Genomic DNA, 26,267 nt, shown 5'->3' with positions numbered 1-26,267 from the left:
TCGGCCCCTTTGCCGTGGAAGATGCGGGAGAGTGCAGAAGGGCGTCCACCCCGCCCACAGCGTCAACCAGCGTTTTCCCAGAGTGACAGCGCGTGCGGTGCGAGCAGCTTGCCCGGCACACGTCAGGAGATGGCCCGCAGCGTGCTGTGCCGGCACCTGCTGCGGAGTTGCTCGACAGCCTCGGCGGTCTCGCCGTCCGCGGGGAAAAAGACAGTCAACTGCTGTGCATCAGTGGGGAGTTCAAGTGTCTCCCGGATCAGCCGGAGTCCGTGTCCGGCTGGATGGCTGAGTCGGAGGACTCCGCGTTGCGGAACGACGTGCCGGTTCAGGCGCCGGGTCAGGTCGGGCCCGGCAAGGCGTGCGAGTTCTGTGGTGAACCACTCGGAGTCCTCCACGGAGGGGGCGAGCCACAGGTCGAATGCCTGCTCGTCGGCGACGTCGTCCCAGTCGGCGAAGAAGGTACGGGCGCGGGGGTCGGCGAAGACGTAGCGGGTGAGGTTCGGGGTTTCTGTGTCGAGCAGTCCGCTGCCGTTCGTCACCGACTGGTACGCGGAGGTGTGGGCGAGGATGTCACCCAGCCGGTTGGTCAGCACGGCAATGCCTGGTTCGAGGAGGTGGAGTGTCCGCTGAACGGCGTCTCGCACTTGCCGGGGCGGGGGTGACGGCCGGGTGTGCGCGGTGCATTCCCCGCCGGTGATCTTCGTCAGGTAGCGCAGGTGGGTGCGCTCGGTGGGGGAGAGGCTGAGGGCGTCGGCGAGAGCGTTCACCACCGCCACCGAGGGATTGCGGTCACGGCCCTGCTCGATCCGGGTGAGGTATTCGACACTGATGCCGGCGCGCACCGCGAGATCCGTGCGGCGTAGCCCCGGTGAACGGCGGCGGCCCCGGTCCGGCAGGCCGAGTGTCTCCGGCTGGACACTGTCGCGCTTGCTCCGGATGAAGTCCCCCAGCGGCGTACCCATGTCCTGAGGATAGGGCCGGCCGGACCGGTCGCGGGGAGCTCAAGGGGGCCCTGCTGGGGCCAGCCTGAGCTCGGCCTGGCTGTGGCCGAGGGGCGGCCAGATGGTGGTGGACATGGAGAACAACACACTCAAGCTGGTGGTCATCGTGGCGAGCGTCCGGGAAGGGCGGTTCGGTCCGGTGGTGGCGTCCTGGCTGGCTGAACAAGCCGACTCGCACGGCGGTTTCGACGTCGATGTCGTTGATCTGGCCGACGTCGAGATCCCGCTGTCCCTGCCCGCGGCATCGCCGAAGTACGCCGGCGACGACTACCCTCGCCCGGCCGGGATGCGGCACCTGACCGCCGCGCTGGAAAGCGCGGACGCGTTCGTCGTGATCACACCCGAGTACAACCACAGCTACCCCGCCTCCTTGAAAGCGGCCATCGACTGGCACTTCACCCAGTGGACGGCCAAGCCTGCCGCCTTCGTCAGCTACGGGGGCGCGGCGGGCGGCCGCCACGCTGTCCTGCACCTGGAGAACGTGCTGACCGAACTGCATGCGGTCACGATCCGCGACGGTCTCGCCTTTCCCAACTACTTCACGGCGTGGCAGGACGGCCGTCCGCTCGACCCCGAGGCCCCCGGGTACGCCAAGTCACTGCTGAACCAGCTGGCCTGGTGGGCGGGTGCGCTCAAGTCGGCACGCGAGGCTGCCCCTTACCCGGCCTGAGTGCGGCGACGATGCAACATGCCTGCCGGGGTGCCATGTACCGGGCTTTCGGCAGGTCGGCGGGCACGTGGAGGTGAACTCCTCGGCGGCCGGCTCGCAGACGCCGGCGGGGAAGGGGCCCGCAGACCGTGGACAGCCCACCGTGTGGGGGCATGTCCCACCGGATGCCGGTGATGATGACGTGGGCTCGGGGGACTCGCCACCTACGGGCGGTGCGACCCGCTCATCAACTGATGCAGCAACCTCTCACGGGGTGAGCGGCGACCCCTGCGCGAGTGGCGCGGACGGAACAGTGCGCCGGAGGAGGAGGACATGGCCAGTGCGTCCGACCGGCGCAGCCCATCGAGAATCGTCGGTCGCCGAGGCAGCGGCGCCTTCGACACCTACTGAACGTTGATTCCGCCCGCGAGCACGAACATCCGCGACGCCCGAGGTCGGCTCGCCACTGCTTCCAGGCTGATGAGGTGAGCGAGGGCCTTGTATGTCTCGGGATGTCATACCGGGTCAGAAGGCGAACGCTTCGGTCAGGCGTACCCGGTATCCGTCCTCTTCCATCAGCACGACGGTGACGCCGAACGGGGAGGGATGGTCCAGCTCGAGCGGGGTGAAGGAGAAGTCCACCGCAGCGCGGATCGGTGGCACCAGTTCACCGCCGGGCTGTGGCGCGGGGACCGGGCCCCAGTCGGGGGCTGCCGATGCCCAGTCCTCAGGACTGCGCGCCTGGAGTTGCTCGGTGTAGGGGAACCGGTGCAGGACATGGCCGTCGTGCGTGGCGAGCACCATGTTCAGACACGGCGCCGGGCCGATGACGGGCAACTCGCAGGCGGTGGCGACGTCGTGGGTCTCCCAGGCCAGGACGACCTCGTCCGCACCGGCCGCTGCGGCGATGTTCGCGAGTTCCGCGATCCCGGTGAGCGCGTCGTGGCCGGACTTGGTCGGGCGGGCCCAGATCATCCCGACCAGTTCGCCGCGCACCAGCGGCATGATGAGCGGGCGCGGGACCGTGCCCTCACCCACCCCGGCGGTGTAAGCGTCCTTCATCACGCCGACCAGCGCGTCCCACATCTGTGCTTCCACGGAAGCCCCCTTCGCCTGCTGAGCCGATCATTCCACCATGTCACGGTGGCTGAGACCGTGTCAGCGCACTGCACCTGGCGGTCGAGGCCCAGATCCTCGAACGCCGGCGAACCTTCAGGACGGACACGGGAGCCGCTACGAGTTCATCTTGCATGGCATGTCCGTCATACGGCGCCTCTGCCCCCTCAACCTCCCACTCGGGCGGCACGGTTGACACCCGGGCCTCAACGCCATGATGTCCGGGCGCAGGCCGGACTGCCGACACGCGACACAGACACTCCCGACTGCCGTGGTCGGCACGGACCAGGCCCCGACCACCCTCGACACAGGGGCGGGGACCGACCACAGCGGGGGAGACCTCGGCTACGACCCCGACCACGGCGAGTCGCACCGCCGACGCGCTTCACAGACCGCTGGTGCGGCCGACGTGGGCGGTGCCGAAGCCCCCAACCGCCGTTGCCGTTCCACCGGTACAGGCAGTCGCCGTTGAGGGCGGCGTGGCGGCGACCGCGAGCGTACGAAAGGCGTCCCGAAGTCTCGACCCCCGCGACGGCTTTCACCCTTTGCGCCCTGTGCGGCTCCGCGAACGGAGCGGCGATGAGCACCAGGGACGGAGACCATTCGGTCTCATCGGCTCGCCACGGCCGGGTGACGGAGCGCCCTTTCGTATGCCGCGAACCGGAACGATGCGGCTGTGCAATCTCCGAGCCCCGAGACCAACGGAAAGGCCGCCTGATGACTCGTCACCGCCGCTGGGTAACCGGCGTTGCAGCGCTGTTGTCGCTCAGCTTGTCCGCCCTGCCGGCGAGGGCTGTGGCCGCCGATGAGCAGCACGGCTACATCGTTGTCCTCAAGGACGCGGTCAAGAGTCCAACGGCTGTGGCGCGTCAGCAGATGCGCACAGTCGGCGGAACCCGCAAGGCGTCGTTCGGGCGCGCGCTGAACGGCTACGCGGCCACCCTGACAGCAGGTCAGGCCGCATCGCTGGCGAAGGATTCCCGGGTACGGTTCGTCGCCGAGCAGCGCACCTACCGGGCTTCTCCGCCCCGTAAGCCGGAACCGACGCCTGACTGCCGCATCTCGCCCGTCGACCGGCAGTGCCGGCCGGTCTTCATCGACCGAATCCGTGCCGACCGTTCCTCCACCCACTCCGGTGACGGAGCAGGGACCGTCGACGTGAACGTCGCCGTGATCGACGACGGCATCGCGGCCGACGTGCCGGACCTGAACGTCCGCGGCGGTGTGGACTGTCTCAGCGGAAGCCCCGTCGTGCCGGGCCTCAGCATGATCGGCCCGGGCGGGCACGGGACCATGGTCGCCGGGATCATCGGCGCGCGCGACGACCAGCAGGGCCTGGTCGGCATCGCACCCGCCACGCCTCAGTGGGCGGTCCGAGTCGCCGACGAAAACGGCGACATCACGGACGCCGCCCTGCTGTGCGGACTCGACTCGGTCATCTCCACGCGGACCGACACCGACCCGCACAACGACATCGCCATCGCGAACATGAGTCTGGCCAGCATCGACTTCACGCCCGAGGACCGCGACGACCACCAGTGCGGAACCGTCAACCATGACCCGCTGCACATGGCCGTCTGCAACGTCGTGGCTGCTGGTATCACCCCCGTCGCAGCTGCTGGCAACGACCGCTACGACATCGCTATCACCGCCCCGGCCGCCTATGACGAAGTCGTCACCGCCACCGCTATGGCCGACTTCGACGGCCGGCCCGGCAGCAGAGTGGCCCCGGTCTGTTACGGGGACGACTACGGCTTCTTCGGGCAGGCAGATGACCAGGCGAGTCTGGAGTTCAGCAACTTCGCCCGCTCCGCGTCCGACCGCCGCCACACCCTGGCCGCCCCCGGCGTGTGCGTGGAGAGCACCTTCCCCCTTCCCGCTCATCACGCAGTCGGCGACGGCACCAGCTTCGCCGCACCCGCCGTCTCTGGCGTCCTTGCCCTGTGCATCCACGCCGGCCGCTGCGGGCACTCCACACCGGCCCGGAATCTCAGGACGCTCGTCCAGGACGCTCACGCCTACAACAAGAGGAACCCTGGCTACGGCTTCCTCGGCGACCCGCGCCGCCCTCTGTCCGACCGCTACTACGGGCCCCTGATCGCCGCGGATCGCTACTGACCGACGCCGTGCGCCAAGTGTGATGTGGGAGTGACCCGCAGGCGCTGTGACTGGCTGCCGGTAGCGTGATCGCCGTACAGGTGGGAACCAAAGAAACCCGGCTGATCGTCTTGCGCGGCAACAGCGCCTCGGGCAGGTCGTCCGTCGCGGGCGGCCTCTCGGAATGTTCGGCCGCTGCCCGGCCCTGGTCGGCCGGGGCAACCTCCGACGCATCGTGCTGGGCGAGCGGGGCCGGCCGCGCGCGGCGAACATGGGGCCGATCGACCTGACAGCCCGCTGCGTCCTGGACAAGCTGCGTCTGTCCACGTCCGCCAGCTCAAGGCGCTGCTGCGGCACCATCAGGACACCAACCGCCGGCGGATCAGCCCATGCGGGGTGTCCACCACCAGTGGTTGTGGGCTGATTACCGTGTCGGCGTGTCCATCGCGGCACCTTCCCCGGCGGCGCAGGCCATATCCGCCGACGCCCATGTCGCATGCCGCCCGAGCAGTACTTGGCGCAATTCCTGATCACCGCTCTCGTACTCTTGCCGCAGTTCATCTGGGCGCTGGACGTGGGCCGGGTGAGCCACATGCGCCGCTCGCAGTAGCGGCGGCCCACTTCCTCAGCCTGCGTTGTGGTCAGCCCATGCATCCCGGCGGACAGCTCCACCACCGCACGGCGGGCACGGCGGCGCGGGTGACGAGCCCGCTCCCCGATCACGGCCGGTCTCCCTTGTGCCCTTACGCCTCCGCCACGTCGCGCTTGCCGGTGTCCGCCGGCTGAAAGGGCCGCCGAAGCGGGCAGAGGCGGTCTGCGGCAGCTCAGTACGGCGGAAAGGAAGTCGGGTGCAACTGCATGAGCTGAATCGCCCTGACGTACAGCAGTCCTCGTGTTGAACGCGTTCAAAAAGAAGAGCTACGCTGATGCCGAGCGAAGCCGAGGGGGTTCGATGAAGGTAGTGCTGCCCGGGGGAACCGGACAGGTGGGCATGATTCTCGACCGTGCACTGACGGCGGCCGGACACGAGGTCACGGTAGTGACCCGACGTCCCGTGCGGGCGCACGACATCGGATGGGACGGGGCCACACTCGGCCACTGGGCCGCGGCGATCGACGGCTGCGATGTCGTGATCAACCTGGCTGGACGCAGCGTGTCCTGCCGTTACACCGCCGAGAACCTGCAAGCCATGATGGACTCCCGGGTGGACTCGGCGCGGGTGGTCGGTGAGGCGATCGCAGCCGCCGCGCGGCCACCGCGCGTCTGGCTGCAGATGAGTACGGCGACGGTCTACGCCCACCGCTTCGACGCGGCACACGACGAGGCGACCGGGATGATCGGGGGCTCGGAGGCGGGGGTGCCGGACTACTGGGCGTACAGCGTCGAGATCGCGAAGAACTGGGAGCGGGCGCAGGCCGAGGCGCCGACTCCCGCCACTCGCAAGGTGGCGCTGCGCTCGGCGATGGTCATGAGCCCGGACCGGGGCGGCGTGTTCGATGTACTGTCGCGACTGGCGCGATTCGGTCTGGGCGGTCCGGTGGCCGGCGGCGCGCAGTACGTCTCCTGGATCCATGACGAGGACTTCGTGCGAGCGGTGGAGTTCCTGATCTCCCGGGACGACCTCGAAGGGCCGGTGAACCTTGCCTCGCCCGGCCCCCTCCCGCACCGTGACTTCATGCGGGCGTTGCGCACGGCCTGGGGCGTCCCGGTGGGGCTGCCGGCCACGCGCTGGATGGCCGAGGTGGGAGCGTACGCGCTGCGCTCGGACACTGAGCTGCTGCTCAAGAGCCGTCGAGTGGTGCCGGGTCGGCTGCATGCCGCCGGGTTCGCCTTTGCGTATTCCGAGTGGGAGAGGGCCGCGGCCTCTCTCGTGCAGCGGGCCAGGCTGCTTCGTGCGGCATCGAGTCGGGCGGGTGGGCCGAGCAGCCACGCCGTGTAGCGGGCCGAGCAAGAAGTGGCCCAGAGGCCGAAGTCATCGACATGGCCAACACGCCGCCGTCCGGCACGCGCTGCCGGTGCAGGGGTGGCACCGTGGTCAGCCGGTGCACCCCGCTGGGCGCACCAGCAGGCACGGGAGTGAACGGCCATGGCACGCTCCATCTGGACCGGATGTCGCTGACCGAGGGACGTGAGGTGTCCCGTCAACCCGGGCGGTCAACTTCGCGGCGGCCACCGGTACCCACAGCCCGCAGTTCCCGATCGGCAACGAGCAAGCGATCAGCTCTGGGCCGTTCAGCGGCCGATGTCGTCCAGTTCGGTCAGGTCCTCATGAGAGAGGGCGAGTCCCGCGCCGGCCATGTTCTCGCGTAGGTGGGCCGTCGATGACGTGCCGGGGATGAGCAGGATGTTCGGTGATCGCTGCAGCAGCCAGGCCAGTGCGACGGACATCGGGGTCGACTCCAGGCGGACGGCGACCGCCGAGAGCGCCGAGGACTGGAGCGGGGTGAAGCCCCCGAGGGGGAAGAAGGGCACGTAGGCGACGCCGTCGGTGGCGAGCCGGTCGATGAGCTTGTCGTCGTGGCGGTGGGCGAGGTTGTACAGGTTCTGCACGCACACGATCGGTGCGATGCCCTGTGCCTCGGCGACCTGCTCCTCGGTGGCGTTGCTGACCCCGAGGTGGCGGATCAGGCCCTGCTGCTGGAGTTCGACGAGCGTCTCCAACGCCTCGGCGAGCGAGCCGGGCTGGGGGCCTTCGGCGTTGCCGAGTCGCAGGTCGACCAGGTCGAGTACGTCGAGGCCGAGGGACTTGAGGTTCTCGTGGACCTGGCGGCGCAGGTCCTCGGGCCGCCGGGCTACGGGCCAGTCGCCCTGTGCGTCGCGGGTGGCGCCCACCTTGGTCACGATGTGGAGCGTCTCGGAGTAGGGGTGCAGTGCCTCGCGGATCAACTCGTTGGTGACGCGCGGCCCATAGGCGTCGCTGGTGTCGATGTGGGTGACACCGAGTCCGACCGCCTCACGCAGAACGGCCAGGGCACCCTCGCGATCGGCTGGCGGCCCCATCACCCACGGTCCGGCCAGTTGCATGGCACCGTAGCCGAACCGGGTGACGGTCAGGTCACCCAGGGCCCAGGTGCCGCCGGGAAGAGCGAGGGAGGGTGTGCTCATCATGTTGCCTTTCGTCCTGCTTGGGGGTGGCGCCTGCTGCCTCCCTGCACCAGCATTGGAGAGAAACTTCCTGTCGGGAAGTAGGCACTTCGGAGTGCGTAACCCACCCATCGGTGAGAGGTGCGATCAGTGACGACGATGAAGGCGGCCCAGAAGCGGGCTCAGGCCAAGGTGGAGTACAACGCCTTCCTCGCAGAATGCCCCAGTCGGCAACTGCTCGACCGAATCTCGGACAAGTGGGTCGTCCTGGTCCTGTGTGCGCTGGGCGGCGACCACAATCCCGGACCTCCCGGTGCAGCACCCGCAGACGTTCCGAAGGCGATGCGTTACTCCCAGATCGCTCGCCTTCTGGCGGGGGTCAGCCAGAAGATGCTGACCCAGACGCTACGGTCGCTGGAACACGATGGTCTGCTCACCCGCACGGTGACGCCAACCGTCCCCGTCACCGTCTCCTACGAGCTGACCGACCTCGGCCTCTCGCTCCACCACATGACGCGCGGGCTCAGGAACTGGGCGCAGACACACATGGCCGAGGTCCTCGCAAACCACGAGAACTGCGACGCTCGCACGTCCTGATCGAACCGATATAGGCGTGGCGGGGGAGCCGACCCGAGGGGCCAATCCGGTTCTGCGCTCGGATGATCTGCCGCAGACTGGAAAGGGCCGCGTCTAGATCACTCTGGAGTCGATGGACCTGATTTTGCAGCGGTCTGAGTTGGGTCACTTCGTATTCAGTCGCCTGTTGGCGTCGGTGAATTCGCTGATGCGCTCGGTCAGTTGCCGGTCGTTGATCCGGTCGCGCTGGTTGCCCAGCCGTTGCTGCAGGCCTTCTGGCAAGCGGCCTCGTTCGCTGCGGAGGGCTTTGATCTCTTCGTGAGCCACGGTCAGGTCGGCCTTGATGCCTGCGGTGCCGGCCTGGCTGACGTCATGTGTCGGGAAACCGCCTCTGGATCAGCCCGCCCGTGGGGTCGTACGCGGCGGCCAAGGATCACACGGTCCACTCCCACCAGTTGCAGCGCGCCACCGCCGACCGGATCCGCAACCGACGCGTGAACGAACGCACCGGCAGGGAAATACCGTCCGAGAAGATCGTCAAGGGCTACGAAGTCGCCGAGGGCGAATGCATCGTTGTTGAGCCGACGAACTGGACCAGATCGCGCCGGTCAGCCGGTGAGCCCGACCGGGGGCGCTGAGGTGTGCGGGTGCTGCCGTTGTCGGCGCGGGCCCAGGGTTCGTTCGGCCCGCCCACTTGCACCTTGATGAAAGTATGGTCACACTTCAATGGTCGACGGGTTGCTCAGGGGCCCGATTCAGGGAGTTCTCCCACGCCCTCCTCTGGCCGTCGAATCCGGACTGCAGCCGCGGCCGGGAGACATATGGGAACCGCTCGACGCCCACCTGCGAGGAGGCAGGAGTCGGAGCGTACTGGCGGTAACCCTCACATTGAAGGGCACGACCGTGAACGCACGCGAAACACGAGGTGACGTGGTGACGTCGTACAAGAACGCGCAGACCCGCACCGTCACCGCCGACGGAGTGACCTACGCCTACCGCGACCTCGGTCCCCGGACCGGCATGCCGGTCATCTTCATCACCCACCTCGCCGCGGTTCTGGACAACTGGGACCCCCGGGTCGTCGACGGCATCGCCGCCAAGCACCGGGTGATCACGTTCGACAACAGGGGCGTGGGCGCGTCCAGCGGTGAGACGCCGAAGACCATCGAGGAGATGGCCAAGGACGCCGTCACCTTCATCCGGGCGCTGGGGTTCGAGCAGGTGGACATCCTCAGCTTCTCGATGGGCGCCATGGTCGCCCAGGTGATCGCCGAGACCGACCCGCAGCTCATCCGCAGGCTGATCCTCGCGGGCACCGGTCCGGCCGGAGGCGAGGGCATCAAGAACGTGACCCGGATCTCCCACTACGACACCCTCCGGGCACTGCTCACCTTCCAGGACGTGAAGCAGTTCCTGTTCTTCACCCGCACCCCGAACGGGATTCGGGCCGGCAAGGAGTTCCTGGCCCGCCTGAAGGAGCGCACGCAGGACCGGGACAAGGCGATCGCCCTCAAGTCCTACTTCTCCCAGCTCAAGGCCATCCACCGCTGGGGGCTGGCACAGCCGCAGGATCTGTCCGTCATCAAGCAGCCCGTGCTCGTCGCCAACGGCGACGACGACAGGATGGTTCCGACGCCGAACTCGCACGACCTGGCCCGGCGACTGCCCAACGCCGAGCTGGTGATCTACCCCGACGGCGGCCACGGCGGGATCTTCCAGTACCACGAGCAGTTCGTACCGACGGCTCTCGAGTTCTTCGCCCGGCCGTAGGGCCGCGGTGTGATCAGCGCTCGGGCCGAGGAGGTTGCCTTGGAGGGCAGTTCGTGGGGTGGTGTCCGTTCCTCGATGACGTTGAGGCAGAACCGCTGGTCGCGGGTTTTGCGCGGCCACTGCTCCCTCGTGAAGCTGCCGGCGTCGGCCTCGGCGGGCCTGACGAGGCGTTTCAGCTTGACGCGGGAGCATCTGGCCCAGTGAGGGCCGGTGACCTCGTTGACGGTCGCAGTCGGGTTTCCTCGCCCGATGACCACCACCTGACCAGGAAGAGAAAGGCAACACCATGAGTATGCAACCGGCCGCTGTGCAACTGGACGTAAAGAAGCACTTCACCTCCTCGATCCTGTTGTGGGTGCGCACCGACCAGCCCCGCCAGACCGGTATGGACTACTGGAAGGGCCCGCACTCAAAAATCATCTCCGCCATCCCCGGCCTGGAGGAGTACCGCCAGATCCACCTCGCCGAGCACAACCCCGGCCGGTGGCCGGCGACCGGCGGAGTGGAGACCTCGATCCCCGTCGACCGGAAGATCGACGGCGTCGCGGAAGCCACCTTCCGATCGGCGCTCGCGCTCCCGCAGGGGCGCAAGCAGACGAAGCTGGCCTTCGCCGACGAGGTCAACCTGTTCCGCCGCACCCTGCTCTACACCGGCCAGCCGAACTCCTCCCGCTGGTATGACGTCGCAGGCCCGGGCGAGAAGGTCGGTGCCCGCGCTCTGGTCTACCTGCGCCGCAGAGACGAGGCCGGCGCATCCGAGTTCCGGAAGTTGATCAACAAGCAGCTCGTCCCCGTACTCGCCGGCACCGGAATGCTGAAGGAGCTGCGCACGCAGACGTTCCTGCCCTGGATCGAAAAGCTCTGGGACACCCCGAACGTCGCCCACGACAACCCCCACGACCAGCGCTTCCACGCCTCCCTCATCCTCGGATTCACCGACACCGCAGCACGGGACGCCTTCTTCACCGGCAACGTGATCCAGGACCTGTCCGCTCAGCTGGCACCGCTGGTCTCCGCGATCCACGCCTACGACGTCACCGCCGCCCTCACCTACGTCAAGAACGGCGAGATCCTCCCGCACTACGAGGAGTGAGCGGCAACGGCCGGGAGCAGAACCGCCGGACCTGCTCAGTAACCCATCCGCCCCAGTCGTCCCGTCCCACTGACGTCGCGTCGCCGCCGATACCCCTCACACATCTGGAGCGGGACCAAGAGCGAGCAAAGCGCCATCCACTACGAGCCCACCGCACCCCAGGTCGCGAAGATCATCTTCTCCGACCCGCCCGTCAACCCCATGGTCGGCGAGACCGTCCTGCGCCTCATCCAGATCGTCGAGGAGCTGGCCACCGACCCGGACATCCAGGTCGTGGTGTGCGAAAGCGCCACCCCCGAGTTCTTCGACAACCACTTCGGCCTGGCCGGCGCCGCCGACTTCCCCGCCCCGAGGACGAGAACGCAGTGCCGGCATGGACGAATCTGGTCCTAGAAACTAGGACTTTCCATAGCGCCTTACATCACCATCGCAGCCATTGGCGGGCGCACCTAGGCGGCCCAAGTCCGATACGTCTACCTGCAGTTACACCGAAGCCGGGTTCCGTAGCATCACCACCACGGCGCGATCCGAACTGGGGGCCGCAGCCGCACCCGTCTGCGTCGGCCATCGCCTCGTGCGGCCCTTGCTGTCTTCCTCAGCACGGCCCCGGCCCAGCGACCGGCCACGGGCCCGCGACACCACACATTCAGCCAATGACCAAGTGGTCTGCGCCCGAAGTCTTTCGGGGGTTGGCGTGAGGTCCGGCGGTGTGCGGGGCGTGGGCCGCAGGTTCAGGCCGGCGAGGTAGCGGCATCGGTTTGGACCGTCGCACATCACCACCGGCGTCACCCCTCTGCGGGCGGGACGCCGACCAGTTTCGTCAGGAACCGGTCCACCTGTTCCGCCAGCGGGGGCCAGGGCAGCTCGGGTTGGTTGACGCGCAGCGAGACCGCGCCGTGGACGGCCGTGCGCAGGTCCAGGGAGACGGTCTCCGCGTCGCCGCGCGGTGCCAGTCCGGCGTCCATGCAGCGGCGGATCGCCGCGGTTGTGCGCTTGGCCATCTCCTCCTTGAAGGGCATGTCCGTGCGCTGGTTGAGGGTGCTCTCGTGCAGCACTTTGTACAGCCCCGGGTGTTCGCGGGACCACGCGCCGAGCAGTGCCGTTCGGGCGCGGAGCGCGGCCACCGGGTCGATGGCGCCCGACTCTGCCTGGTCCACCGCGTGCAGCAGGTCTGTGTGGCAGTGCTCCAGCGCGGCTAGTACCAGTGCGTCGCGGTCGGCGAAGTGGATGTAGACGGAGGTCGCGGCGATACCGGCCTCGCGGGCGACCGCGCGCAGCGACAGCGCCTGGTCGTCGGCGAGTTCGTCCAGCAGTCGCAGGGCCGCGTCGATGATCTCGGCGCGCAGCCGCTCGCCCTGGCCGCGCGGGTTGCGGTCACGCGGTGCGGTGCGGGCGGGCTTTCGAGCCGGGGGGGTTGCAGCCATGATCCGCCATTGTATGGGACGGCCTGTAGGGCTACAGTCGTAGCCCTACAGGCGTTCACTTAAAGGGAGTCACCATGACACTGCCGACCCAGACCGCAGTCCAGGAACTGGACCCGGTGTTCGCGGGGATGGCCGCCGCAAGCTTCCAACGAAACGGGGAAGGCTCGGAGCTGACGCCGCGTGAGCAGATCCTTCTCAGCCTTGTTGCCGACGTCTGCGGACAGGTCTTCGGGATGCCGTACGAACTGCACGTGCGAGCCGCCCTGGACAACGGCCTGGACGCCGACGACCTGCGCGAACTGCTCCGCTTCATCGCCTACGACAGCGGCTACCCGGCGGCGCTGGCCGCCCTGGAGCGGCTGGCTGAGATCGAGCGCGAGCACGGTTTACCCGGGCCGACCGGCCAGGGCCACCAACTGAACGCGGACGGCACGGGAAGCCCCATCCCCGCGGCCATGCGCGCCGAGGTGCACGCCCTTGACCCGGGCTTCGCCGACTACATGGACCTGCAGTCGCGGATGCGCGCCGACCTGTCCCGGATCAGCGTTCGCGAGCGGGCGTTCGCCACGATGACGGTGGATGTCCTCTACCAGACCCTCCAGGAGAGCTTCCGAGCCCACGTCGGCCGTGCACTGGGCGCAGGGGCGACGCCCGCCGAGGTCCGCGCCGCCGTCCGCGCCACCGCGACGTCCGGGATGACCCGGACCTGGCGCGCACTGAACGTCCTCGACGCACTGCTGGCCGAGCGGGAGGAACTGGAGGCAAAGCAGACGGCCAAGGCCGACTGACCGCCCCTCGCCTGCACCCCACCCACGACTCGGACAACAGGGCCGGTCCGGCACGGTGCAGGGCGAAGGCACAGTCCAGGACGTCGTTGGGCGGGCCGGCGAGGCCACCGCGGCGCGGCAGGCTGCACAACCCGCCAGTGATCAACTTCGCGAGATCGGCCCTTCCTCCTGCCCTGCCCGTACCCTGCGCCCGCCCCGTGCCGCTGACCGCCGCCGAGCGCAAGAGACTGAAGAAGATGGCCTACGGCCACAAGACCGGACACCAGGCCCGGAAACGGGCAACCGTCGTCCTTCTGGCAGCACGCGGCCGGGGCAACGCCCGGATCGCCGCCGAGACCCGTCCCCAGGCGAGCTGCCGGTCATTGAAGGCACCGTCATTCGTCTCCAGGTCGACCACCTCCGCGGAGACCGCAGCCCCAGGCCCATCTGGCTGTGGTGGTCGGCCACCGCCGCTTCTGCTGGGGATGTGGACCGGCTCTGGCAGGCATTCCTGCGCAGATTCGATCTTGAGCACACCTTCAGAATGTTCAAGCAGACGCTGGGATGGACCGCTCCCAAACTCCGCGAGCCGGCCGCCGCCGACCGATGGACCTGGCTCGTCATTGCCGCCCACACTCAACTCCGCCTGGCCCGGCCCCTCGCAGAAGACCTCCGCAAGCCCTGGGAGCGGCCCGCGAGTCAAGGGCGCCTCACACCCGCACGTGTCCGCCGAGGATTTCGCCGCCTCCACGGGAAAACCCCTCAGCCGGCCAGTGCACCGAAACCCACCACCGCAGGCCCCGGCCGACCAACCGGCATGAAGAACAAGCACCGTGCACGGGAGCACCCCGTCGGGAAACAGGACAAGCCAAACCTCGCGGCAGCCAGCACAGGCAGCACAGCTGCATAAACGCCAAGCTAAGGGCCTGACCCGTGATGGACGTTTCGAAGGGAATCGAAAGCATGGCCTGACTGCCAAGCCCGTGGCACGGTGCTCCCTCACCCTCCACGAATAGGGGAAACACCATGCACTGTGCGCAGGAGGTCCGAAAATGACGGGCCATGAGACACGCTGGGTGCTTGCCTTCGACGCGTCGTGCGGAACCTGCCGGAAGGTGGCTGCGACGGTCGAGCAGTCATCGAGGGGGCGGTTGGAGATCGTGCCACTGGACCGGCCCGAGGTAGTTGCATGGCGCGCTGCCGCCCTGGGCGAAGACGCACCCTGGCTGCCCACCCTCATCAAAGCACGCGGCGCGCAGGCACACGCTTGGACCGGTGTGCGAATGGGCTTACCGCTTACCCGACGGCTGGGGGCGCGCGGCACGGTGCGTGTGCTGCGGGCGCTCGGGGATCTGACCGCCCGCAGCGATGCGGGTGTCCGCAAGGCCGCCCACGCGGACGCTGCCTCGCCGTGCCCGGAGGAATCCGGAGTGCTGCCACGCAAGGGATTCCTGCGTCTAGTGACCGGCGGTGTCGTTGCGGGAGCACTGGTCCTTGCCGGCCGCACCCCGGCGCTCGCGGCGGACGGACGGTCTGAGGTTCGCGAGTGGCTGGAGCAGAACAAGGACGCGCTGCCCACCGAATACGCTGCGGTGACTGCTCAGCCCCTCGCAATCCGGAAGGCCATCTATGGTGCTTCCGCCCCCGAGGTGAAGAAGGCTCTGTGGCTGGCGCACTTTGATGACTACAGGAAGACACGGGGGGTGCTCACTAGAGACCAGCGGACCGCGATCACGCAACTCGAGGCATTCGTCCGGGGGTCCGCAAGCTTGTTCACCGCGCCGGTTGCTTCGGGTGACACCCACCACCAGGCCCTCGACCCGCTCAGGACCGCTGCGATCGAGGCGTTCGGCCAGCAAGAGGCGCGCGCCCTGATGGCTCAACTGGGGCCCGACTCCTCACAAGAGACGCTCGCCGGCGAGTGCGGGTGTGCCCTGGGCGATCCGAGCTGGTGCGGCCGCACCTGCCACTCATGCTGCTACTTCCAGCTCGGTTGCCCTAGCGGTTGCGGCTGCTGCTGCACTCTGGTGTCCAGTGGCTGCGGGTCTCTGTGGGAGTACACCTGTGACGGACTGTGCTATTAGCGGCTGGTGTACGAGGCCGGGATCTTGGCCATCGAGCAGAGCGACCGTGGGCTGCCCATCCACAGGGGCGCTGCTCTTCTGCGTCGTGACGCAGAGTCGCTGTTAGGGCAGATCCCCGGCCGCCTCACCCTGCCGCCCTGGAGCGACTCGCCGCGGCTGTCCTGGCCGAACTCCACAAGGAATGGCAGGTCTTCGACGCCGCCACCGCTCCGAAGACTCCATGGCCGAACTATTTACCGCTCAGCCAACTACGCCCGAACCGCAGATCACCCCGCAACCGGAATCGAAACAGCTGCAGTGACAACACCACCCAGCGGGACATGACCCGGAGTCGTACTGTCATGTAACGACGATCCGGAGAGCGTTGACACTGTCAGGCCAGCCGGAGCCGCTTCCCGCCTGGCGGACACCTGAGAAGAAAGTTCGACCGCTGCTCCCGCCTGCGGCAGAACACTGATCGGATTTTCTTGCAGGTCAGGGCTGTGTGGCGTGGCCTCCATGACAGTGGATATCGCTATCATTCGAGCCGGTCAGATGTACCGTTACTACTGTAGGCCGTGTATCGAAAGTGGGCTGTAGCCGACTGCCGAACCCGGATGGGCGCCCGGAGGCGCCCATCCGGGAGGTGTCAGAGGTGGCGGAAGTAGACAGTGAGTGGGAGGGGTGTGCATCCGAGCGCCTCATAGAGAGCTCGGGCCGGAGCGTGGAACTGGTCTCCTCCGGTGTCGATCTCGACGACCCCGGCACCGAGGGCCCGCATCTCTTCGAAGGCGTACTCGCACAGTGCACGGCCCACGTGGTGTCGTCGGTGCCGGGCAGAGACGGCGAGGATCGTGATCTCACCCTTCTTATGGACCGTGGCGACACTCCATGCCACGTAGCCCGCGATGGTGCCGTCAGCTTCGGCGACGGCGACGTACGCGTGCCGTTCGGGGGCGTGGAGCTCGGCGACCTGTTTGCGGTAGTCGTCGCGCCAGTTGCCGTGCTGAACGGCGAACACGGCCTCGCCCATCAATGGGCGGAAGGAATCCTCGTAGAACGGCCGGAACGTGTCGATGGTCAGTTCAGTGAGTCGTACCAGGTCCTGCTGGGTGAACGCGCGGATGAGCATGGAAGTGTGCCTCTCAGGCTGAGGGCTTGATACCCGGGCGGGAACAAGGGCATCGGTCGGCCCGCTCCCGGCCACAGGATTGGCGGTGAGCAGGGCCCTCAGTGACGGGTACGAGAGGCGGGTAAACACTCCATGGTCCGCATCGTAATGCCCGGCACGCATGTCGAACACTTCGATTACAGCCACTCGTTGATGGCCGCGACGAGGACGGCCGCTTCGTAGCGGACGGCGAGCTTGATGCCCCTATGGATGTCAATCGACAGGGGCTGGTGCCGGGGATCGTCTCCTGGATGTGAGGAGGACTTGGTAGATCTCGCGGGCAACGTAGCGTTTGAGGCATCGGATGGGTTCGCTCGATCTGGATCGATTGATCCACCCCAGGGCGGCTCGGCCCTGAAACGACAAGCTGAGAGAAGCGCGACTCTGCTGGTGAGCGGTCTGGTCTCGCTGTTGAGGGTGGGCATCAACGAGGAGATCGACAGTCGCGGCCTGGTGCAGCAGGTCCCCACACCGCTCGGTCCGGTGCGGTCGGCGGTCGGCGGTCGGTGTCGGTTCCCTGTTCGGCGTCGGCCACTTCCAGAACTACCTGTTCTTCGGCGTGCCGTTGGACGACACGCTGTGGCAGATGCTGTCGGCCGGCCTGTTCGGCTTCGTCTGCGCGGTGCTGCGCTTCGCGATCGGCTCGGTCTGGCCGATGGTGATGGTGCACGGCCCGGACGACTTCTTCCAGATCCGCTCGCCGGGTGCGGCGCCTGAATGGTGACAGGTGTGCGTGTACGTCTTCCACGTCGCGTACGGGATGTGGCTGCTGCGCCACTACGGCACCGGGGACGCCATATCGGCGCACAGGTTCGCGGTGCGGATCCCGACGAGCGCCCCGAACAGGCCGGGGCGCTCGACTGACGACCAGCTACGTCGCCTCAGGGTGCGGGAGCAACTGCTCGATGGCCTGACTGGCCATCGTGTGCCGCTCCCTCAACGCAACCCCGTGGTCCTGCCGTTGCTTCTTCGGCTCATCGTGTGCGCCACGACGCCGAGTCGAAGCGGCGGGATCAGACAGGGCGGATGTTCTCCGCCTGGGGGCCCTTCTGGCCCTGGGTGACGTCGAACTCGACCTTCTGGCCTTCCAGCAGCTCGCGGAAGCCCTGGGCGGCGATGTTGGAGTAGTGGGCGAACACGTCAGGACCGCCGCCCTCCTGCTCGATGAAGCCGAAGCCCTTTTCGCTGTTGAACCACTTGACAGTGCCCTTGGCCATAACCGTCTCCTTCGAGGGAAACCGGACACGCACCGTGCGTGCGCGGGAGGTGATCGCCCTGGTCCGGAGAGGCGTTGCAACGCAAGAACGCCCGTGATGGCGATCACGGGCGAACGGGACTTCGGAACCACGACTGCTGGAGGATGACGCTACACCCGCAGAATGGTGGCCGCTAGCCAGAAAGGCGCCCGGCTCAGCACCTGGCCTTACCCGGGGACCGTCGTGGCCAGCCGGAGCCGGGCCCTGCGAGCCCTGCGACAGGAACCCGGCCTCGCCGTGCTCGCTCCAGGCCCGGCGTCACCGCTCCACCGACCGCTCGCTCACCCGCAGGCAGCGGCGACCTCGCGGTTCGTCCCCCCTCCCGCCCTCGAAGCAGACGACAGCCTGCAACCGGATCCCCTCCCACGTGGCCCTCTCGGCGTCGGTCGGTCCACCACCCTGCGCGTATCTCATGCCCCAGACCGACCGGACAGCCGCCGTCAAGCGAACCGTCCTGACATCACTCGATCAAGTGCTGCAGCGTCACGGCAGGTGTCTTCTGTCGGGGCGTCGACGAGACTCACGGCGGGACGGCCGAGAATCCGTGTCAGCGCGTGTCGCTGACGTCTGGTCAGTGGCGTCAAGAAGACCGCTGCGTCGGCGTTGGCCCGTTCACAGAGCTGGACTGTTTCGTGAACCTTCCCGTAGCTCAGAAGAGTCTGTGACGAGTACGGCAGAGCCATCTTCTTGGCCCCGCCGTCCGAGACGCCGCGCCGTTGCACGATCCGGCCCACGACCCGTGCGCCACGCCTCGTCATGTCCTGCGCTGCCGAATCCATGAGCGCCACGAAGTCTTTCTGCCGGCCGGAGAAGTAGCCGACGATCGCGACATCGGCCCCCTCGACTGTCCAGGCCGAAGCGATGTCCTGGGACCGGGCCCGCCTCAGCGCGGGGTGGCGCGCCGGCCGTCGGTCGCGCCTTCTGGCCTGATGCACGGGCTACACGCTAGACGTGCTACCACCTGCGGAGACAGCGATTTCCTCACCCCGCCGGCGCCGATGGCCCCGCTATCTCACCTCCGCCGGCGAACACGGAAGCGGCTACGGACCTTCAAGAGCGCGATCCATCCGGACACCATCCGCCCATCCGCCCACCGCGGGCCACGAGCCGCCCGCAAGGGTGCCGAAACCGGTCACGGATACGCCGCACATGGCGACGGCCGCGGCGGCTGACTCCGCCCGGAGTTGTGGAACCGGGCGCTTGCTCGCCGAAGGTGGTCGACGCCAACCTTCGGCTGGGGAGTCAGAGAGGCACCTGGGGGACTCGCCGCCGGAGTACCGCGGTCCCCGGCCCTCAGATCACCGTCCGGATGATCCCCACGGTGCGTGCCAGGTGCGGCTCGGCGCGGTCGGCTCTGTGGGCGACGGCCAGCTCTACGCGGGCGTCGGCCCCTGCCAGGGGGAGGTAGGCCACTCCGTCGAGCGCCAGTGCGGTCACGGGTTCGGGTACGACCGCGACGCCGAGGCCGCCGGCCACGAGGGTGACCAGGGTCGAGGTCTCGCCGACCTCGTGGCGGATGCGCGGTTCGACACCGGCGTCGCGCAGCAGGCCCAGGACGACGTCGTACATCACGGACCGGCGGTCGGCGGAGTGCACGATCAGGTCGGTTCCGGCCAGGTCCGCTGCCCGCAGCCGCTTGCGCCGGGCGAGCGGGTGGTCGACCGGTACGGCGACGACGAGTCGGTCCCGTCGCAGGGCGTGCACCGTGAGGGACAGGTCGGCCGCCGGTGGTCTGAGCAGTGCGACGTCGATCGCGCCGGTGCGCAATGCCTCGACCTGGTCGGGTGCGAGCATCTCACCGCGGAAGGAGAAGTCGACGCCGGGCAGTTCCGCCGTGAGCCGCCGCGAGAGCGCGGGCAGGAGGCTGTACGTCGCCGAGCCCACGCACCCGATCGCGAGGTGCCCTACCGAGCCGGCCGCGACAAGCCGTGCGTGATGGGCGGCTTCGTCGACGTCGGCGAGGATCGCGCGTGCCCGCTCCAGGTACGTCCGGCCGGCCTCGGTCAGATCCACGCGCCGTGTGGTGCGGTGCAGCAGCTCGACACCGAGCTCCGCCTCCAGCTGCCGGATCTGCTGGGACAGCGGGGGTTGGGCCATGTGGAGCCGCTCGGCGGCGCGACCGAAGTGCCGCTCCTCGGCCACCGCCACGAAGTACCGCAGGTGTCGCAGATCCATACGCTGTCCATATCAATCAGCCAGGATATGAGTACTTCAGAATATCGCGGCCCGGGATTAGCGTCGGTGCCATGAGTGCTTTCCTCTACGCCGCGACACGCACGCCGTTCGGCCGCTTCAACGGCGCGCTGGCCGGCGTCCGCCCCGACGACCTCGCCGCAGCCGCGATCACCTCGACGCTCGCCCGGGTGCCGGATCTCGACCCCGCCGCCATCGGCGACGTCGTGTGGGGCAACGCCAACGGCGCCGGCGAGGAGAACCGCAACGTAGGCCGCATGGCCGCCCTCCTCGCCGGCCTCCCGGTGAGCGTCCCCGGCACCACCATCAACCGGCTGTGCGGATCGAGCCTCGACGCGGCGATGACGGCCAGCCGCACGATCGAGTCCGGGGACGCCGAGGTGGTGCTCACCGGCGGCGTCGAGTCGATGACGCGGGCGCCGTGGGTCCTGCCCAAGTCGGCGAAGCCCTTCCCGGCCGGCGACGTCACCGCCGTCTCCACCACCCTCGGCTGGCGGCTGGTCAACCCGCGGATGCCGAAGGAGTGGACCGTCAGCCTCGGCGAGTCCAACGAGCAGCTCCACGAACGCTTCGGGATCTCCCGCGAGCGCCAGGACGAGTTCGCCGCACGCTCCCACCAACTCGCCCACGCCGCCTGGGACTCAGGCTTCTACGACGACCTGGTGGCGCCGGTCGACGGCATCGACCTCACCCGCGACGAGGGCATCCGGCCCGGATCCACCCCCGAGGTGCTCGGCAAGCTCAAGCCGGTCTTCCGTACACCGGAACAGGGCGGCACCATCACCGCGGGCAACGCCAGCCCGCTCAACGACGGTGCCTCCGCGGTGCTGCTGGGCAGCGAGAAGGCCGCGTCCACGATCGGGGCCGAACCGCTTGCCCGCATCGCAGGCCGTGGGGTGATGGCGCTGGAGCCGCAGGCCTTCGGTTACGCCCCGGTCGAGGCCGCGAACCGTGCGCTGGCCCGGGCGGGTATCGGTTGGGACCAGGTGGGCGCGGTCGAACTCAACGAGGCCTTCGCCGTACAGTCCCTCGCCTGCCTCGACGCGTGGAAGATCGATCCCGCCATCGTCAACCAGAAGGGCGGCGCCATCGCGATCGGCCACCCGCTCGGTGCCTCGGGCGGCCGCATCCTCGCCACGCTGGCCAAGGTGCTGCGCGAGACGCGTCAGCGCTACGGCGTCGCCGCGATCTGCATCGGGGTCGGCCAGGGGCTGGCCGTCGTACTGGAGAACTGCGACGTCACGGAGGTGGCCCGGTGAGCCGGGCGGAGGTCGTCGAGAGCGCCGACGCGGCGGTCGCGGGCATCGAGGACGGGGCGACCGTTCTGGTCGGCGGATTCGGCTTGGCCGGGATGCCGTTCGATCTGATCGACGCGCTCATCCGGCAGGGCGCGAAGGACCTCACCATCGTGTCCAACAACGCCGGGAACGGTGACGTCGGGCTGGCCGCGCTGCTGGCCGCAGGGCGGGTGCGCAAGGTGCTGTGCTCCTTTCCGCGCCAGGCCGACTCGTGGGTCTTCGACGGCCTCTACCGCGAGGGGAGGATCGAGCTGGAGGTCGTCCCGCAGGGCAACCTCGCCGAGCGGATGCGCGCGGCCGGTGCCGGCATCGGCGCCTTCTACTGCCCGACCGCGGTGGGTACACCGCTGGCCGAGGGCAAGGAGGTGCGGGAGATCGACGGCCGCGCATACCTGCTGGAGTACCCCATCAAGGGCGACTACGCGCTGATCGGAGCGCATGTCGCGGACACGATGGGCAACCTCGTCTACCGAAAGACGGCCCGCAACTTCGGACCGGTCATGGCCACGGCCGCGTCCACGACCATCGTCCAGGTCGACGAGGTCGTAGAGCCCGGGAAGCTCGATCCCGAGGCCGTCGTCACCCCATCCATCTACGTCGACCGCATCGTGCAGGTCGAGGCGCGTCACTACACCGTCCAGGGGGCACGATGACCACCACGTCCGCCGATCATCGCCTCTCGATGGACGAACTGGCCGCCGTGATCGCACGCGACATCCCGGCCGGCTCCTTCGTCAACCTCGGCATCGGACAGCCAACCAAGATCGCCGACCATCTGCCGGACGGGTCCGGGGTGGTGCTGCACACCGAGAACGGCATGCTCAACATGGGTCCCAAGGCCGAGGGGGATGCGGTCGACCCCGACCTGACCAACGCCGGCAAGGTCCTGGTGACCGAGTTGCCCGGTGCCGCGTACTTCCACCACGCCGACTCCTTCGCCATGATGCGCGGCGGGCACCTCGACGTCTGCGTCCTCGGCGCCTACCAGGTCGCCTTCACCGGCGACCTCGCCAACTGGACCACCGGCAGACCCGAGGACATCCCTGCCGTCGGCGGCGCCATGGACCTGGCCATCGGCGCCAAGGACGTCTACGTGATGATGACGCTCTTCACCCGCTCCGGTGAGCCCAAGCTCGTGCCGCAGTGCACCTACCCGCTCACCGGCCTCGGCTGCGTCAGCCGCGTCTACACGGACCACGGCGTGTTCGACGTCGGCGCCGAGGGCGTACGGATCCGCGAGACGTACGGCGTCAGCGCCGACGAACTTGCCGAGCGACTCGGCGTCACGGTGCCGTAGGGCCGGTGAGTCACCGGGAAGTCGGTGGATCGGCCGGTCGGCCCGCGGCGGCGTCGGAGCAGCCTGCCATCCACTGCCGGGATGGTTCCCTTCCGCTTCGTGTGACGTACTCCTCGCACACAGTTGATTCATCTTGGCCGGCTCTGTAGCCCTCCTCGTACTGCTGCTGGTATCTGCCTTTGCACCCGGACACCAGCAGCAACGGAACAACCAGAAGGGCAACCATGCATCCCTTCACATGCTTGCCGGAGCCCGGTCGGCCGCACCGCGCGACCGCACCGGACTCGTTCTCGACGTGAAGAAACGGGAGGGCTCCGTCGTCCATGCGGCCCACCCTTCCAGAAGACCCCGTCACCGGGGCGAGTTCGCTTGGTGGTGGGGTGGTTGTTGCCAGGAGTGAGGATCGTCCACGTCGGCCGGAGTCCGCCGGGAGAACACTGCCCGCGCGGCGGAACAGGCGCGAGATCCTCACGCAAAGGCGGGACACCGTCTTCCGGAGGTTGACGCGTTCTCGTCTGTCCGGTCCGCCCCATTTCCATACTCGTTGAATTGTTTGTGGCCGATGCGCCCGGCGGGTGACGATCGTGTGGACCGCACTACAGCCAACAAGGGGGCATCACCATGAGATTCAGCAAAGGCGCGGCACTCGTCGTAGCGTCCTTGGCGCTCACCACCGGTACTCTCGCCGGCCCCGCCTGGTCCGCGCCGGCGGGCTCCAACGACAACTCGCAAGCGAGCGTGGACGGTGTGGACGGTGTGCCGGCGCGGGGTGACGGCGGCGACTGCGCTTACGGGCGGCTCTGCCTCTACACCCAGCCGAACTTCAAGGGCACCCGCTTCGATCTCTACGTCTGCAACGACTACCGCCTGGTCCAGTGGAACGGCGCGGGGTCGGCCTGGAACGCCCAAACCGTAGGCACGGTCGCCGCGTTCAAGAACCGGCAGTTCACCGTCATCGACACGATCCCGGGCCGTGAGGTGAACGGAACGATCCACGGATTCTCCAGCTACAACTTCTCGCCGGTCTGGTACGCGTACAACTGCTGACTCCGATGCCGGTGGATGTCGGCCCGCACAAGGAGCGGCAGGCCGACATCCACCCATGACCACGGCCACACCATGGTCGTGGTCCCCTGGTGGCCGGTCGTCACAGACTTCGCCGGGGTCAGGCGGTGAAGGAGGCGAGCAGTTCGTTGTACTGCTTGGCGGCGGTGTTCAGGTCCTGGTCGGAGAGGCCGAAGGCGGTGCCGTACAGCTTGACCATCGGCTGGATGTCGAACTGGCAGAGCCGCAGGGTGGCGTGCCAGCTGCTGAGAAGCGTCTCGATGGTGGCTTGGTTCGAGCCTTCGGGGGTGTAGTGGTCGGCGGGGACGCCGGTGGTGACGGCGACGACGGCCTTCTTGCCGGCCAGCTGGGAGGCGGAGCCGTCCATGGTGAAGGCCCAGCCGAGGGTGAAGACCTTGTCCTGCCACTGCTTGAACAGAGGGGTGGTGTTGTACCAGAACACCGGGTGCTGGAAGACGATCACGTCGTGGTCGGCCAGCAGTGCCTGCTCGGCGGCGGCGTCGATCTGGAAGTCGGGGTAGGTGGCATAGAGGTCGTGCACGGTGACATGGGCCAGCTCGCGGACGGCGTCCACCAGGGCTTTGTTGGCCTTCGACCGGGACAGGTCGGGGTGAGCGACGACGAGGAGAACCTTGGACATGATGAGGAACCTTTTCAGTGGTCAGTGATACGGGTGAACGGGGATATCACCGGTCGATGGAGGCCATGTTGGCCTCGTCGTGGCGTTCGCCCGCGGCCGGTGTGAGGTTGTTCAGTCGGTCGAGTTGAGCGGCGCTGAGTTCGATGCCGTCGGCGGCGGTGTTCTCTTCGACACGGGTGACGCGGCGGGTGCCGGGGATGGGGGCGATGTCGTCGCCGCGGGTCAGCAGCCAGGCCAGTGCGGTCTGGGCCGGGGTGGCTCCGATCTCGGCACCGATGGCCTGCACTTCGTCGACGATGCGCAGGTTGCGCCGGAAGTTCTCGCCGGTGAAGCGCGGGTTGGTCTTGCGCCAGTCGTCGTCGGTGAAGTCGTCGACGGTGCGGATCTGCCCGGTCAGCAGGCCGTGGCCGAGCGGTGAGTAGGGCACGAATCCGATGCCGAGTTCGCGCAGCAGCGGGAGGATTTCGGCCTCTACGTCCCGGGTCCACAGGGAGTATTCGGTCTGCAGCGCGGCCACCGGGTGCACGGCGTGTGCCCGGCGGATCGTCTCGGGGCCGGCTTCGGAGAGGCCGATGTGGCGCACCTTGCCCTCGGTGACCAGTTCGGCCAGCGCGCCCACGGTCTCCTCGATGGGGGTGTTCGGGTCGACGCGGTGCTGGTAGTAGAGGTCGATGTGGTCGGTGCCGAGCCGCAGGAGCGAGCCTTCCACCGCGGTTTTCACGTTGTGGGCGCCGCTGTCGATGACGCCGGGACCGCCGCCGGCGTGGGAGACGAGACCGAACTTCGTCGCCACGACGGCGTCGTCCCGGCGGCCCTTGATGGCCTTGCCGACGACTTCCTCGCTGTGGAAGGGGCCGTAGATCTCGGCGGTGTCGATGTGGGTGACGCCGAGGTCCAGGGCCCGGTGGATGGTGCGGATCGACTCTGCGTCATCGAGGCCCCCGCCCGTGGTGTAGGTGCCGGCCATGGTCATGGCCCCAAGGCCGATGCGGGAGACTTCGAGCCCGCCCAGTGATACGTGCCTCATCAGGTACTCCTTGTTGTGACGGCCGTCAGGCCGGTCGGTGGTCGTGTGGAGTGGGGTTCGCCATCGGTTGACGGACCGTGCTGGGGTGATCCGCCGCTGTCGGCGTGGGCGCCGCGTCCTGGGGAGTGGGCAGAGCCGCTGGTGTTGCCGGGGCCAGGCGTCGGGGATCCGCGGCTGAACCGGTAGCGCCGCGTCAGTGCTCGTGGGCCGTCGGCTCCAGAACGAGGACCGGGATCTCACGGTCCGTGTTCTTCTGGTACGTGGCGTAGTCGGGGAACGCCTCGACGGCTCGGGCCCACCACAGGGCCTTCTCGTCCCCGGTCACCTCGCGTGCCGACATGTCCTGGCGCACCGGGCCGTCCTGCAGCTCGACCCGGGGGTCCGCCACCGCGTTGTGGTACCAGACCGGATGGGTGGGGGCTCCCGCCATGGAGGCGACGACGGCGTAGGAGCCGTCGTGCTCCACCCGCATGACCGGCGTCTTGCGGATCTTGCCGCTCTTCGCGCCCAGGGTGGTCAGGATGACGACGGGCAGGTCCCGGAGCCTCTCGTCCTCTTCCTGTGCGACCAGGACACTCAGCGTCGTTCCCTGCGTACCGCCGGAGCTTTCGTACAGCTCCACCTGGTCACGCACGAACTGCGCCTTGCTCGGCTCGTACTCGCCTTTGAGGGGCATGTCG

Annotated in this window: 28 protein-coding genes and 2 pseudogenes; 17 read left to right on the top strand and 13 right to left on the bottom strand. The window is 68.2% G+C overall.

All coding sequences use genetic code 11. The annotated features are described in order from the left end of the window. Window positions 1-122 precede the first annotated feature (122 nt). Entirely contained in the window at window positions 123-962 is an 840-nt protein-coding gene (locus tag ACFYRX_RS17645; RefSeq protein ID WP_389100459.1) for a helix-turn-helix domain-containing protein, read from the bottom strand. Window positions 963-1,074: 112 nt separating this feature from the next. Between ACFYRX_RS17645 and ACFYRX_RS17640 the strand changes: the two genes are divergently transcribed. Then, window positions 1,075-1,671: an NADPH-dependent FMN reductase gene (locus ACFYRX_RS17640; RefSeq protein WP_389100457.1), complete on the top strand. Its 597-nt coding sequence runs from the start codon at window positions 1,075-1,077 to the stop codon at window positions 1,669-1,671. A 504-nt stretch (window positions 1,672-2,175) separates the two neighbouring features. Here ACFYRX_RS17640 and ACFYRX_RS17635 read toward each other — a convergent pair. Continuing rightward, on the bottom strand, window positions 2,176-2,736 hold the full coding sequence (locus ACFYRX_RS17635) for a hypothetical protein (RefSeq protein WP_389100852.1): 561 nt from the start codon (window positions 2,734-2,736) through the stop codon (window positions 2,176-2,178). Window positions 2,737-3,561: 825 nt separating this feature from the next. On the opposite strand from ACFYRX_RS17635, the gene ACFYRX_RS17630 reads away from it, so the two are divergent. The 3 genes and pseudogenes from ACFYRX_RS17630 to ACFYRX_RS17620 all read left to right on the top strand — a co-directional run bounded on the left by ACFYRX_RS17630 (window position 3,562) and on the right by ACFYRX_RS17620 (window position 6,802). Further along, a complete protein-coding gene (locus tag ACFYRX_RS17630) occupies window positions 3,562-4,884 on the top strand; it encodes a S8 family serine peptidase (protein ID WP_389100455.1) in 1,323 nt (440 codons plus the stop codon). A gap of 65 nt (window positions 4,885-4,949) precedes the next feature. Beyond that, a pseudogene (locus ACFYRX_RS17625) lies at window positions 4,950-5,173 on the top strand (kinase); the annotation flags it as partial. Window positions 5,174-5,815: 642 nt separating this feature from the next. Continuing rightward, the gene (locus tag ACFYRX_RS17620) at window positions 5,816-6,802 is read left to right on the top strand and encodes a TIGR01777 family oxidoreductase (protein ID WP_389100453.1); all 987 of its coding nucleotides are present in this window, start codon (window positions 5,816-5,818) and stop codon (window positions 6,800-6,802) included. A 293-nt stretch (window positions 6,803-7,095) separates the two neighbouring features. Here ACFYRX_RS17620 and ACFYRX_RS17615 read toward each other — a convergent pair whose 3' ends face one another. Then, on the bottom strand, window positions 7,096-7,968 hold the full coding sequence (locus ACFYRX_RS17615) for an aldo/keto reductase family oxidoreductase (protein ID WP_389100851.1): 873 nt from the start codon (window positions 7,966-7,968) through the stop codon (window positions 7,096-7,098). A gap of 138 nt (window positions 7,969-8,106) precedes the next feature. Here ACFYRX_RS17615 and ACFYRX_RS17610 point away from each other — a divergent pair, with 138 nt between their 5' ends. Next, window positions 8,107-8,544 (top strand): winged helix-turn-helix transcriptional regulator, encoded by a 438-nt coding sequence (locus ACFYRX_RS17610; protein ID WP_389100849.1) that lies wholly within the window; start codon window positions 8,107-8,109, stop codon window positions 8,542-8,544. Window positions 8,545-8,688: 144 nt separating this feature from the next. Here the strand turns inward: ACFYRX_RS17610 and ACFYRX_RS17605 are convergent, their stop codons facing one another. Further along, window positions 8,689-8,850: a hypothetical protein gene (locus ACFYRX_RS17605; protein WP_389100451.1), complete on the bottom strand. Its 162-nt coding sequence runs from the start codon at window positions 8,848-8,850 to the stop codon at window positions 8,689-8,691. Window positions 8,851-8,930: 80 nt separating this feature from the next. On the opposite strand from ACFYRX_RS17605, the gene ACFYRX_RS17600 reads away from it, so the two are divergent. From ACFYRX_RS17600 to ACFYRX_RS17585, 4 genes are all read left to right on the top strand, one after another. Beyond that, entirely contained in the window at window positions 8,931-9,161 is a 231-nt protein-coding gene (locus ACFYRX_RS17600; RefSeq protein ID WP_389100449.1) for a Ku protein, read from the top strand. A gap of 265 nt (window positions 9,162-9,426) precedes the next feature. After that, window positions 9,427-10,293, top strand: a complete 867-nt coding sequence (locus tag ACFYRX_RS17595) for an alpha/beta fold hydrolase (RefSeq protein ID WP_389100447.1) — start codon at window positions 9,427-9,429, stop codon at window positions 10,291-10,293. A 286-nt stretch (window positions 10,294-10,579) separates the two neighbouring features. Beyond that, entirely contained in the window at window positions 10,580-11,386 is an 807-nt protein-coding gene (locus ACFYRX_RS17590) for a strictosidine synthase (protein ID WP_389100445.1), read from the top strand. Between the two features lie 201 nt (window positions 11,387-11,587). Then, the gene (locus ACFYRX_RS17585; protein ID WP_389100443.1) at window positions 11,588-11,779 is read left to right on the top strand and encodes a hypothetical protein; all 192 of its coding nucleotides are present in this window, start codon (window positions 11,588-11,590) and stop codon (window positions 11,777-11,779) included. Window positions 11,780-12,171: 392 nt separating this feature from the next. Here ACFYRX_RS17585 and ACFYRX_RS17580 read toward each other — a convergent pair whose 3' ends face one another. Continuing rightward, window positions 12,172-12,810 (bottom strand): TetR/AcrR family transcriptional regulator, encoded by a 639-nt coding sequence (locus ACFYRX_RS17580; RefSeq protein WP_389100441.1) that lies wholly within the window; start codon window positions 12,808-12,810, stop codon window positions 12,172-12,174. 74 nt (window positions 12,811-12,884) lie between these two features. Between ACFYRX_RS17580 and ACFYRX_RS17575 the strand changes: the two genes are divergently transcribed. The 3 genes and pseudogenes from ACFYRX_RS17575 (at window position 12,885) to ACFYRX_RS17565 (ending at window position 15,661) form a co-directional block, all read left to right on the top strand. Further along, window positions 12,885-13,598 carry a carboxymuconolactone decarboxylase family protein gene (locus ACFYRX_RS17575; protein WP_389100439.1) on the top strand — a complete coding sequence of 238 codons (714 nt, stop codon included), beginning with the start codon at window positions 12,885-12,887 and terminating at the stop codon, window positions 13,596-13,598. A 346-nt stretch (window positions 13,599-13,944) separates the two neighbouring features. Further along, window positions 13,945-14,487, top strand: a pseudogene (locus tag ACFYRX_RS17570) (transposase); the annotation flags it as partial. 142 nt (window positions 14,488-14,629) lie between these two features. Further along, a complete protein-coding gene (locus ACFYRX_RS17565; RefSeq protein WP_389100437.1) occupies window positions 14,630-15,661 on the top strand; it encodes a bacteriocin fulvocin C-related protein in 1,032 nt (343 codons plus the stop codon). A 628-nt stretch (window positions 15,662-16,289) separates the two neighbouring features. On the opposite strand, the gene ACFYRX_RS17560 is transcribed toward ACFYRX_RS17565, so the two are convergent. Next, window positions 16,290-16,772: a GNAT family N-acetyltransferase gene (locus tag ACFYRX_RS17560; protein WP_389100435.1), complete on the bottom strand. Its 483-nt coding sequence runs from the start codon at window positions 16,770-16,772 to the stop codon at window positions 16,290-16,292. Window positions 16,773-17,328: 556 nt separating this feature from the next. Here ACFYRX_RS17560 and ACFYRX_RS17555 point away from each other — a divergent pair. After that, entirely contained in the window at window positions 17,329-17,535 is a 207-nt protein-coding gene (locus ACFYRX_RS17555) for a type II CAAX prenyl endopeptidase Rce1 family protein (RefSeq protein WP_389100847.1), read from the top strand. Between the two features lie 289 nt (window positions 17,536-17,824). Here the strand turns inward: ACFYRX_RS17555 and ACFYRX_RS17550 are convergent, their stop codons facing one another. The 3 genes from ACFYRX_RS17550 to ACFYRX_RS17540 form a co-directional block, all read right to left on the bottom strand. Next, window positions 17,825-18,028, bottom strand: coding sequence for a cold-shock protein (locus tag ACFYRX_RS17550; RefSeq protein ID WP_328744186.1), 204 nt, complete (start codon window positions 18,026-18,028; stop codon window positions 17,825-17,827). A 479-nt stretch (window positions 18,029-18,507) separates the two neighbouring features. Beyond that, on the bottom strand, window positions 18,508-19,002 hold the full coding sequence (locus ACFYRX_RS17545) for a hypothetical protein (RefSeq protein ID WP_389100433.1): 495 nt from the start codon (window positions 19,000-19,002) through the stop codon (window positions 18,508-18,510). Window positions 19,003-19,360: 358 nt separating this feature from the next. Then, a complete protein-coding gene (locus ACFYRX_RS17540) occupies window positions 19,361-20,242 on the bottom strand; it encodes a LysR substrate-binding domain-containing protein (protein ID WP_389100431.1) in 882 nt (293 codons plus the stop codon). A 71-nt stretch (window positions 20,243-20,313) separates the two neighbouring features. Between ACFYRX_RS17540 and ACFYRX_RS17535 the strand changes: the two genes are divergently transcribed. Genes ACFYRX_RS17535 through ACFYRX_RS17525 form a run of 3 tightly spaced genes read left to right on the top strand, consistent with a single transcriptional unit; the run spans window position 20,314 to window position 22,855 of the window. Then, the gene (locus ACFYRX_RS17535; protein ID WP_389100429.1) at window positions 20,314-21,519 is read left to right on the top strand and encodes a thiolase family protein; all 1,206 of its coding nucleotides are present in this window, start codon (window positions 20,314-20,316) and stop codon (window positions 21,517-21,519) included. Next, window positions 21,516-22,211 (top strand): 3-oxoacid CoA-transferase subunit A, encoded by a 696-nt coding sequence (locus ACFYRX_RS17530; RefSeq protein WP_389100428.1) that lies wholly within the window; start codon window positions 21,516-21,518, stop codon window positions 22,209-22,211. Before ACFYRX_RS17535 ends, ACFYRX_RS17530 begins: the two co-directional genes overlap by 4 nt. Continuing rightward, complete coding sequence (locus ACFYRX_RS17525) at window positions 22,208-22,855, top strand: 3-oxoacid CoA-transferase subunit B (protein WP_389100426.1); 648 nt, start codon at window positions 22,208-22,210, stop codon at window positions 22,853-22,855. Before ACFYRX_RS17530 ends, ACFYRX_RS17525 begins: the two co-directional genes overlap by 4 nt. Window positions 22,856-22,865: 10 nt before the next feature. Here the strand turns inward: ACFYRX_RS17525 and ACFYRX_RS17520 are convergent, their stop codons facing one another. After that, window positions 22,866-23,180: a hypothetical protein gene (locus tag ACFYRX_RS17520; protein WP_389100424.1), complete on the bottom strand. Its 315-nt coding sequence runs from the start codon at window positions 23,178-23,180 to the stop codon at window positions 22,866-22,868. A gap of 296 nt (window positions 23,181-23,476) precedes the next feature. Between ACFYRX_RS17520 and ACFYRX_RS17515 the strand changes: the two genes are divergently transcribed. Then, on the top strand, window positions 23,477-23,902 hold the full coding sequence (locus tag ACFYRX_RS17515) for a peptidase inhibitor family I36 protein (protein ID WP_389100423.1): 426 nt from the start codon (window positions 23,477-23,479) through the stop codon (window positions 23,900-23,902). A 118-nt stretch (window positions 23,903-24,020) separates the two neighbouring features. Here ACFYRX_RS17515 and ACFYRX_RS17510 read toward each other — a convergent pair whose 3' ends face one another. The 3 genes from ACFYRX_RS17510 to ACFYRX_RS17500 all read right to left on the bottom strand — a co-directional run bounded on the left by ACFYRX_RS17510 (window position 24,021) and on the right by ACFYRX_RS17500 (window position 26,263). After that, window positions 24,021-24,560 carry an NAD(P)H-dependent oxidoreductase gene (locus ACFYRX_RS17510; protein WP_389100421.1) on the bottom strand — a complete coding sequence of 180 codons (540 nt, stop codon included), beginning with the start codon at window positions 24,558-24,560 and terminating at the stop codon, window positions 24,021-24,023. A 46-nt stretch (window positions 24,561-24,606) separates the two neighbouring features. Further along, window positions 24,607-25,587, bottom strand: a complete 981-nt coding sequence (locus ACFYRX_RS17505; protein ID WP_389100419.1) for an aldo/keto reductase — start codon at window positions 25,585-25,587, stop codon at window positions 24,607-24,609. 193 nt (window positions 25,588-25,780) lie between these two features. Beyond that, window positions 25,781-26,263: a nitroreductase family deazaflavin-dependent oxidoreductase gene (locus ACFYRX_RS17500; RefSeq protein ID WP_389100417.1), complete on the bottom strand. Its 483-nt coding sequence runs from the start codon at window positions 26,261-26,263 to the stop codon at window positions 25,781-25,783. Window positions 26,264-26,267 lie beyond the last annotated feature (4 nt).

Source organism: Streptomyces sp. NPDC005374, from assembly GCF_042872225.1.
In the GTDB taxonomy this organism is placed as follows: domain Bacteria; phylum Actinomycetota; class Actinomycetes; order Streptomycetales; family Streptomycetaceae; genus Streptomyces.
Note: the sequence above shows the minus strand (reverse complement) of the source record. Positions and strands in the feature narration are given on the sequence as shown.

What these genes read in the sequence shown, in the direction of transcription:
- ACFYRX_RS17645 (WP_389100459.1), bottom strand. Translation starts at nt 962, where the DNA reads ATGGGTACGCCGCTGGGGGACTTCATCCGGAGCAAGCGCGACAGTGTC.
- ACFYRX_RS17640 (WP_389100457.1), top strand. Translation starts at nt 1,075, where the DNA reads ATGGAGAACAACACACTCAAGCTGGTGGTCATCGTGGCGAGCGTCCGG.
- ACFYRX_RS17635 (WP_389100852.1), bottom strand. Translation starts at nt 2,736, where the DNA reads ATGTGGGACGCGCTGGTCGGCGTGATGAAGGACGCTTACACCGCCGGG.
- ACFYRX_RS17620 (WP_389100453.1), top strand. Translation starts at nt 5,816, where the DNA reads ATGAAGGTAGTGCTGCCCGGGGGAACCGGACAGGTGGGCATGATTCTC.
- ACFYRX_RS17615 (WP_389100851.1), bottom strand. Translation starts at nt 7,968, where the DNA reads ATGAGCACACCCTCCCTCGCTCTTCCCGGCGGCACCTGGGCCCTGGGT.
- ACFYRX_RS17610 (WP_389100849.1), top strand. Translation starts at nt 8,107, where the DNA reads ATGAAGGCGGCCCAGAAGCGGGCTCAGGCCAAGGTGGAGTACAACGCC.
- ACFYRX_RS17590 (WP_389100445.1), top strand. Translation starts at nt 10,580, where the DNA reads ATGAGTATGCAACCGGCCGCTGTGCAACTGGACGTAAAGAAGCACTTC.
- ACFYRX_RS17585 (WP_389100443.1), top strand. Translation starts at nt 11,588, where the DNA reads ATGGTCGGCGAGACCGTCCTGCGCCTCATCCAGATCGTCGAGGAGCTG.
- ACFYRX_RS17580 (WP_389100441.1), bottom strand. Translation starts at nt 12,810, where the DNA reads ATGGCTGCAACCCCCCCGGCTCGAAAGCCCGCCCGCACCGCACCGCGT.
- ACFYRX_RS17575 (WP_389100439.1), top strand. Translation starts at nt 12,885, where the DNA reads ATGACACTGCCGACCCAGACCGCAGTCCAGGAACTGGACCCGGTGTTC.
- ACFYRX_RS17565 (WP_389100437.1), top strand. Translation starts at nt 14,630, where the DNA reads ATGACGGGCCATGAGACACGCTGGGTGCTTGCCTTCGACGCGTCGTGC.
- ACFYRX_RS17560 (WP_389100435.1), bottom strand. Translation starts at nt 16,772, where the DNA reads ATGCTCATCCGCGCGTTCACCCAGCAGGACCTGGTACGACTCACTGAA.
- ACFYRX_RS17550 (WP_328744186.1), bottom strand. Translation starts at nt 18,028, where the DNA reads ATGGCCAAGGGCACTGTCAAGTGGTTCAACAGCGAAAAGGGCTTCGGC.
- ACFYRX_RS17540 (WP_389100431.1), bottom strand. Translation starts at nt 20,242, where the DNA reads ATGGATCTGCGACACCTGCGGTACTTCGTGGCGGTGGCCGAGGAGCGG.
- ACFYRX_RS17535 (WP_389100429.1), top strand. Translation starts at nt 20,314, where the DNA reads ATGAGTGCTTTCCTCTACGCCGCGACACGCACGCCGTTCGGCCGCTTC.
- ACFYRX_RS17525 (WP_389100426.1), top strand. Translation starts at nt 22,208, where the DNA reads ATGACCACCACGTCCGCCGATCATCGCCTCTCGATGGACGAACTGGCC.
- ACFYRX_RS17520 (WP_389100424.1), bottom strand. Translation starts at nt 23,180, where the DNA reads ATGGACGACGGAGCCCTCCCGTTTCTTCACGTCGAGAACGAGTCCGGT.
- ACFYRX_RS17515 (WP_389100423.1), top strand. Translation starts at nt 23,477, where the DNA reads ATGAGATTCAGCAAAGGCGCGGCACTCGTCGTAGCGTCCTTGGCGCTC.
- ACFYRX_RS17510 (WP_389100421.1), bottom strand. Translation starts at nt 24,560, where the DNA reads ATGTCCAAGGTTCTCCTCGTCGTCGCTCACCCCGACCTGTCCCGGTCG.
- ACFYRX_RS17505 (WP_389100419.1), bottom strand. Translation starts at nt 25,587, where the DNA reads ATGAGGCACGTATCACTGGGCGGGCTCGAAGTCTCCCGCATCGGCCTT.
- ACFYRX_RS17500 (WP_389100417.1), bottom strand. Translation starts at nt 26,263, where the DNA reads ATGCCCCTCAAAGGCGAGTACGAGCCGAGCAAGGCGCAGTTCGTGCGT.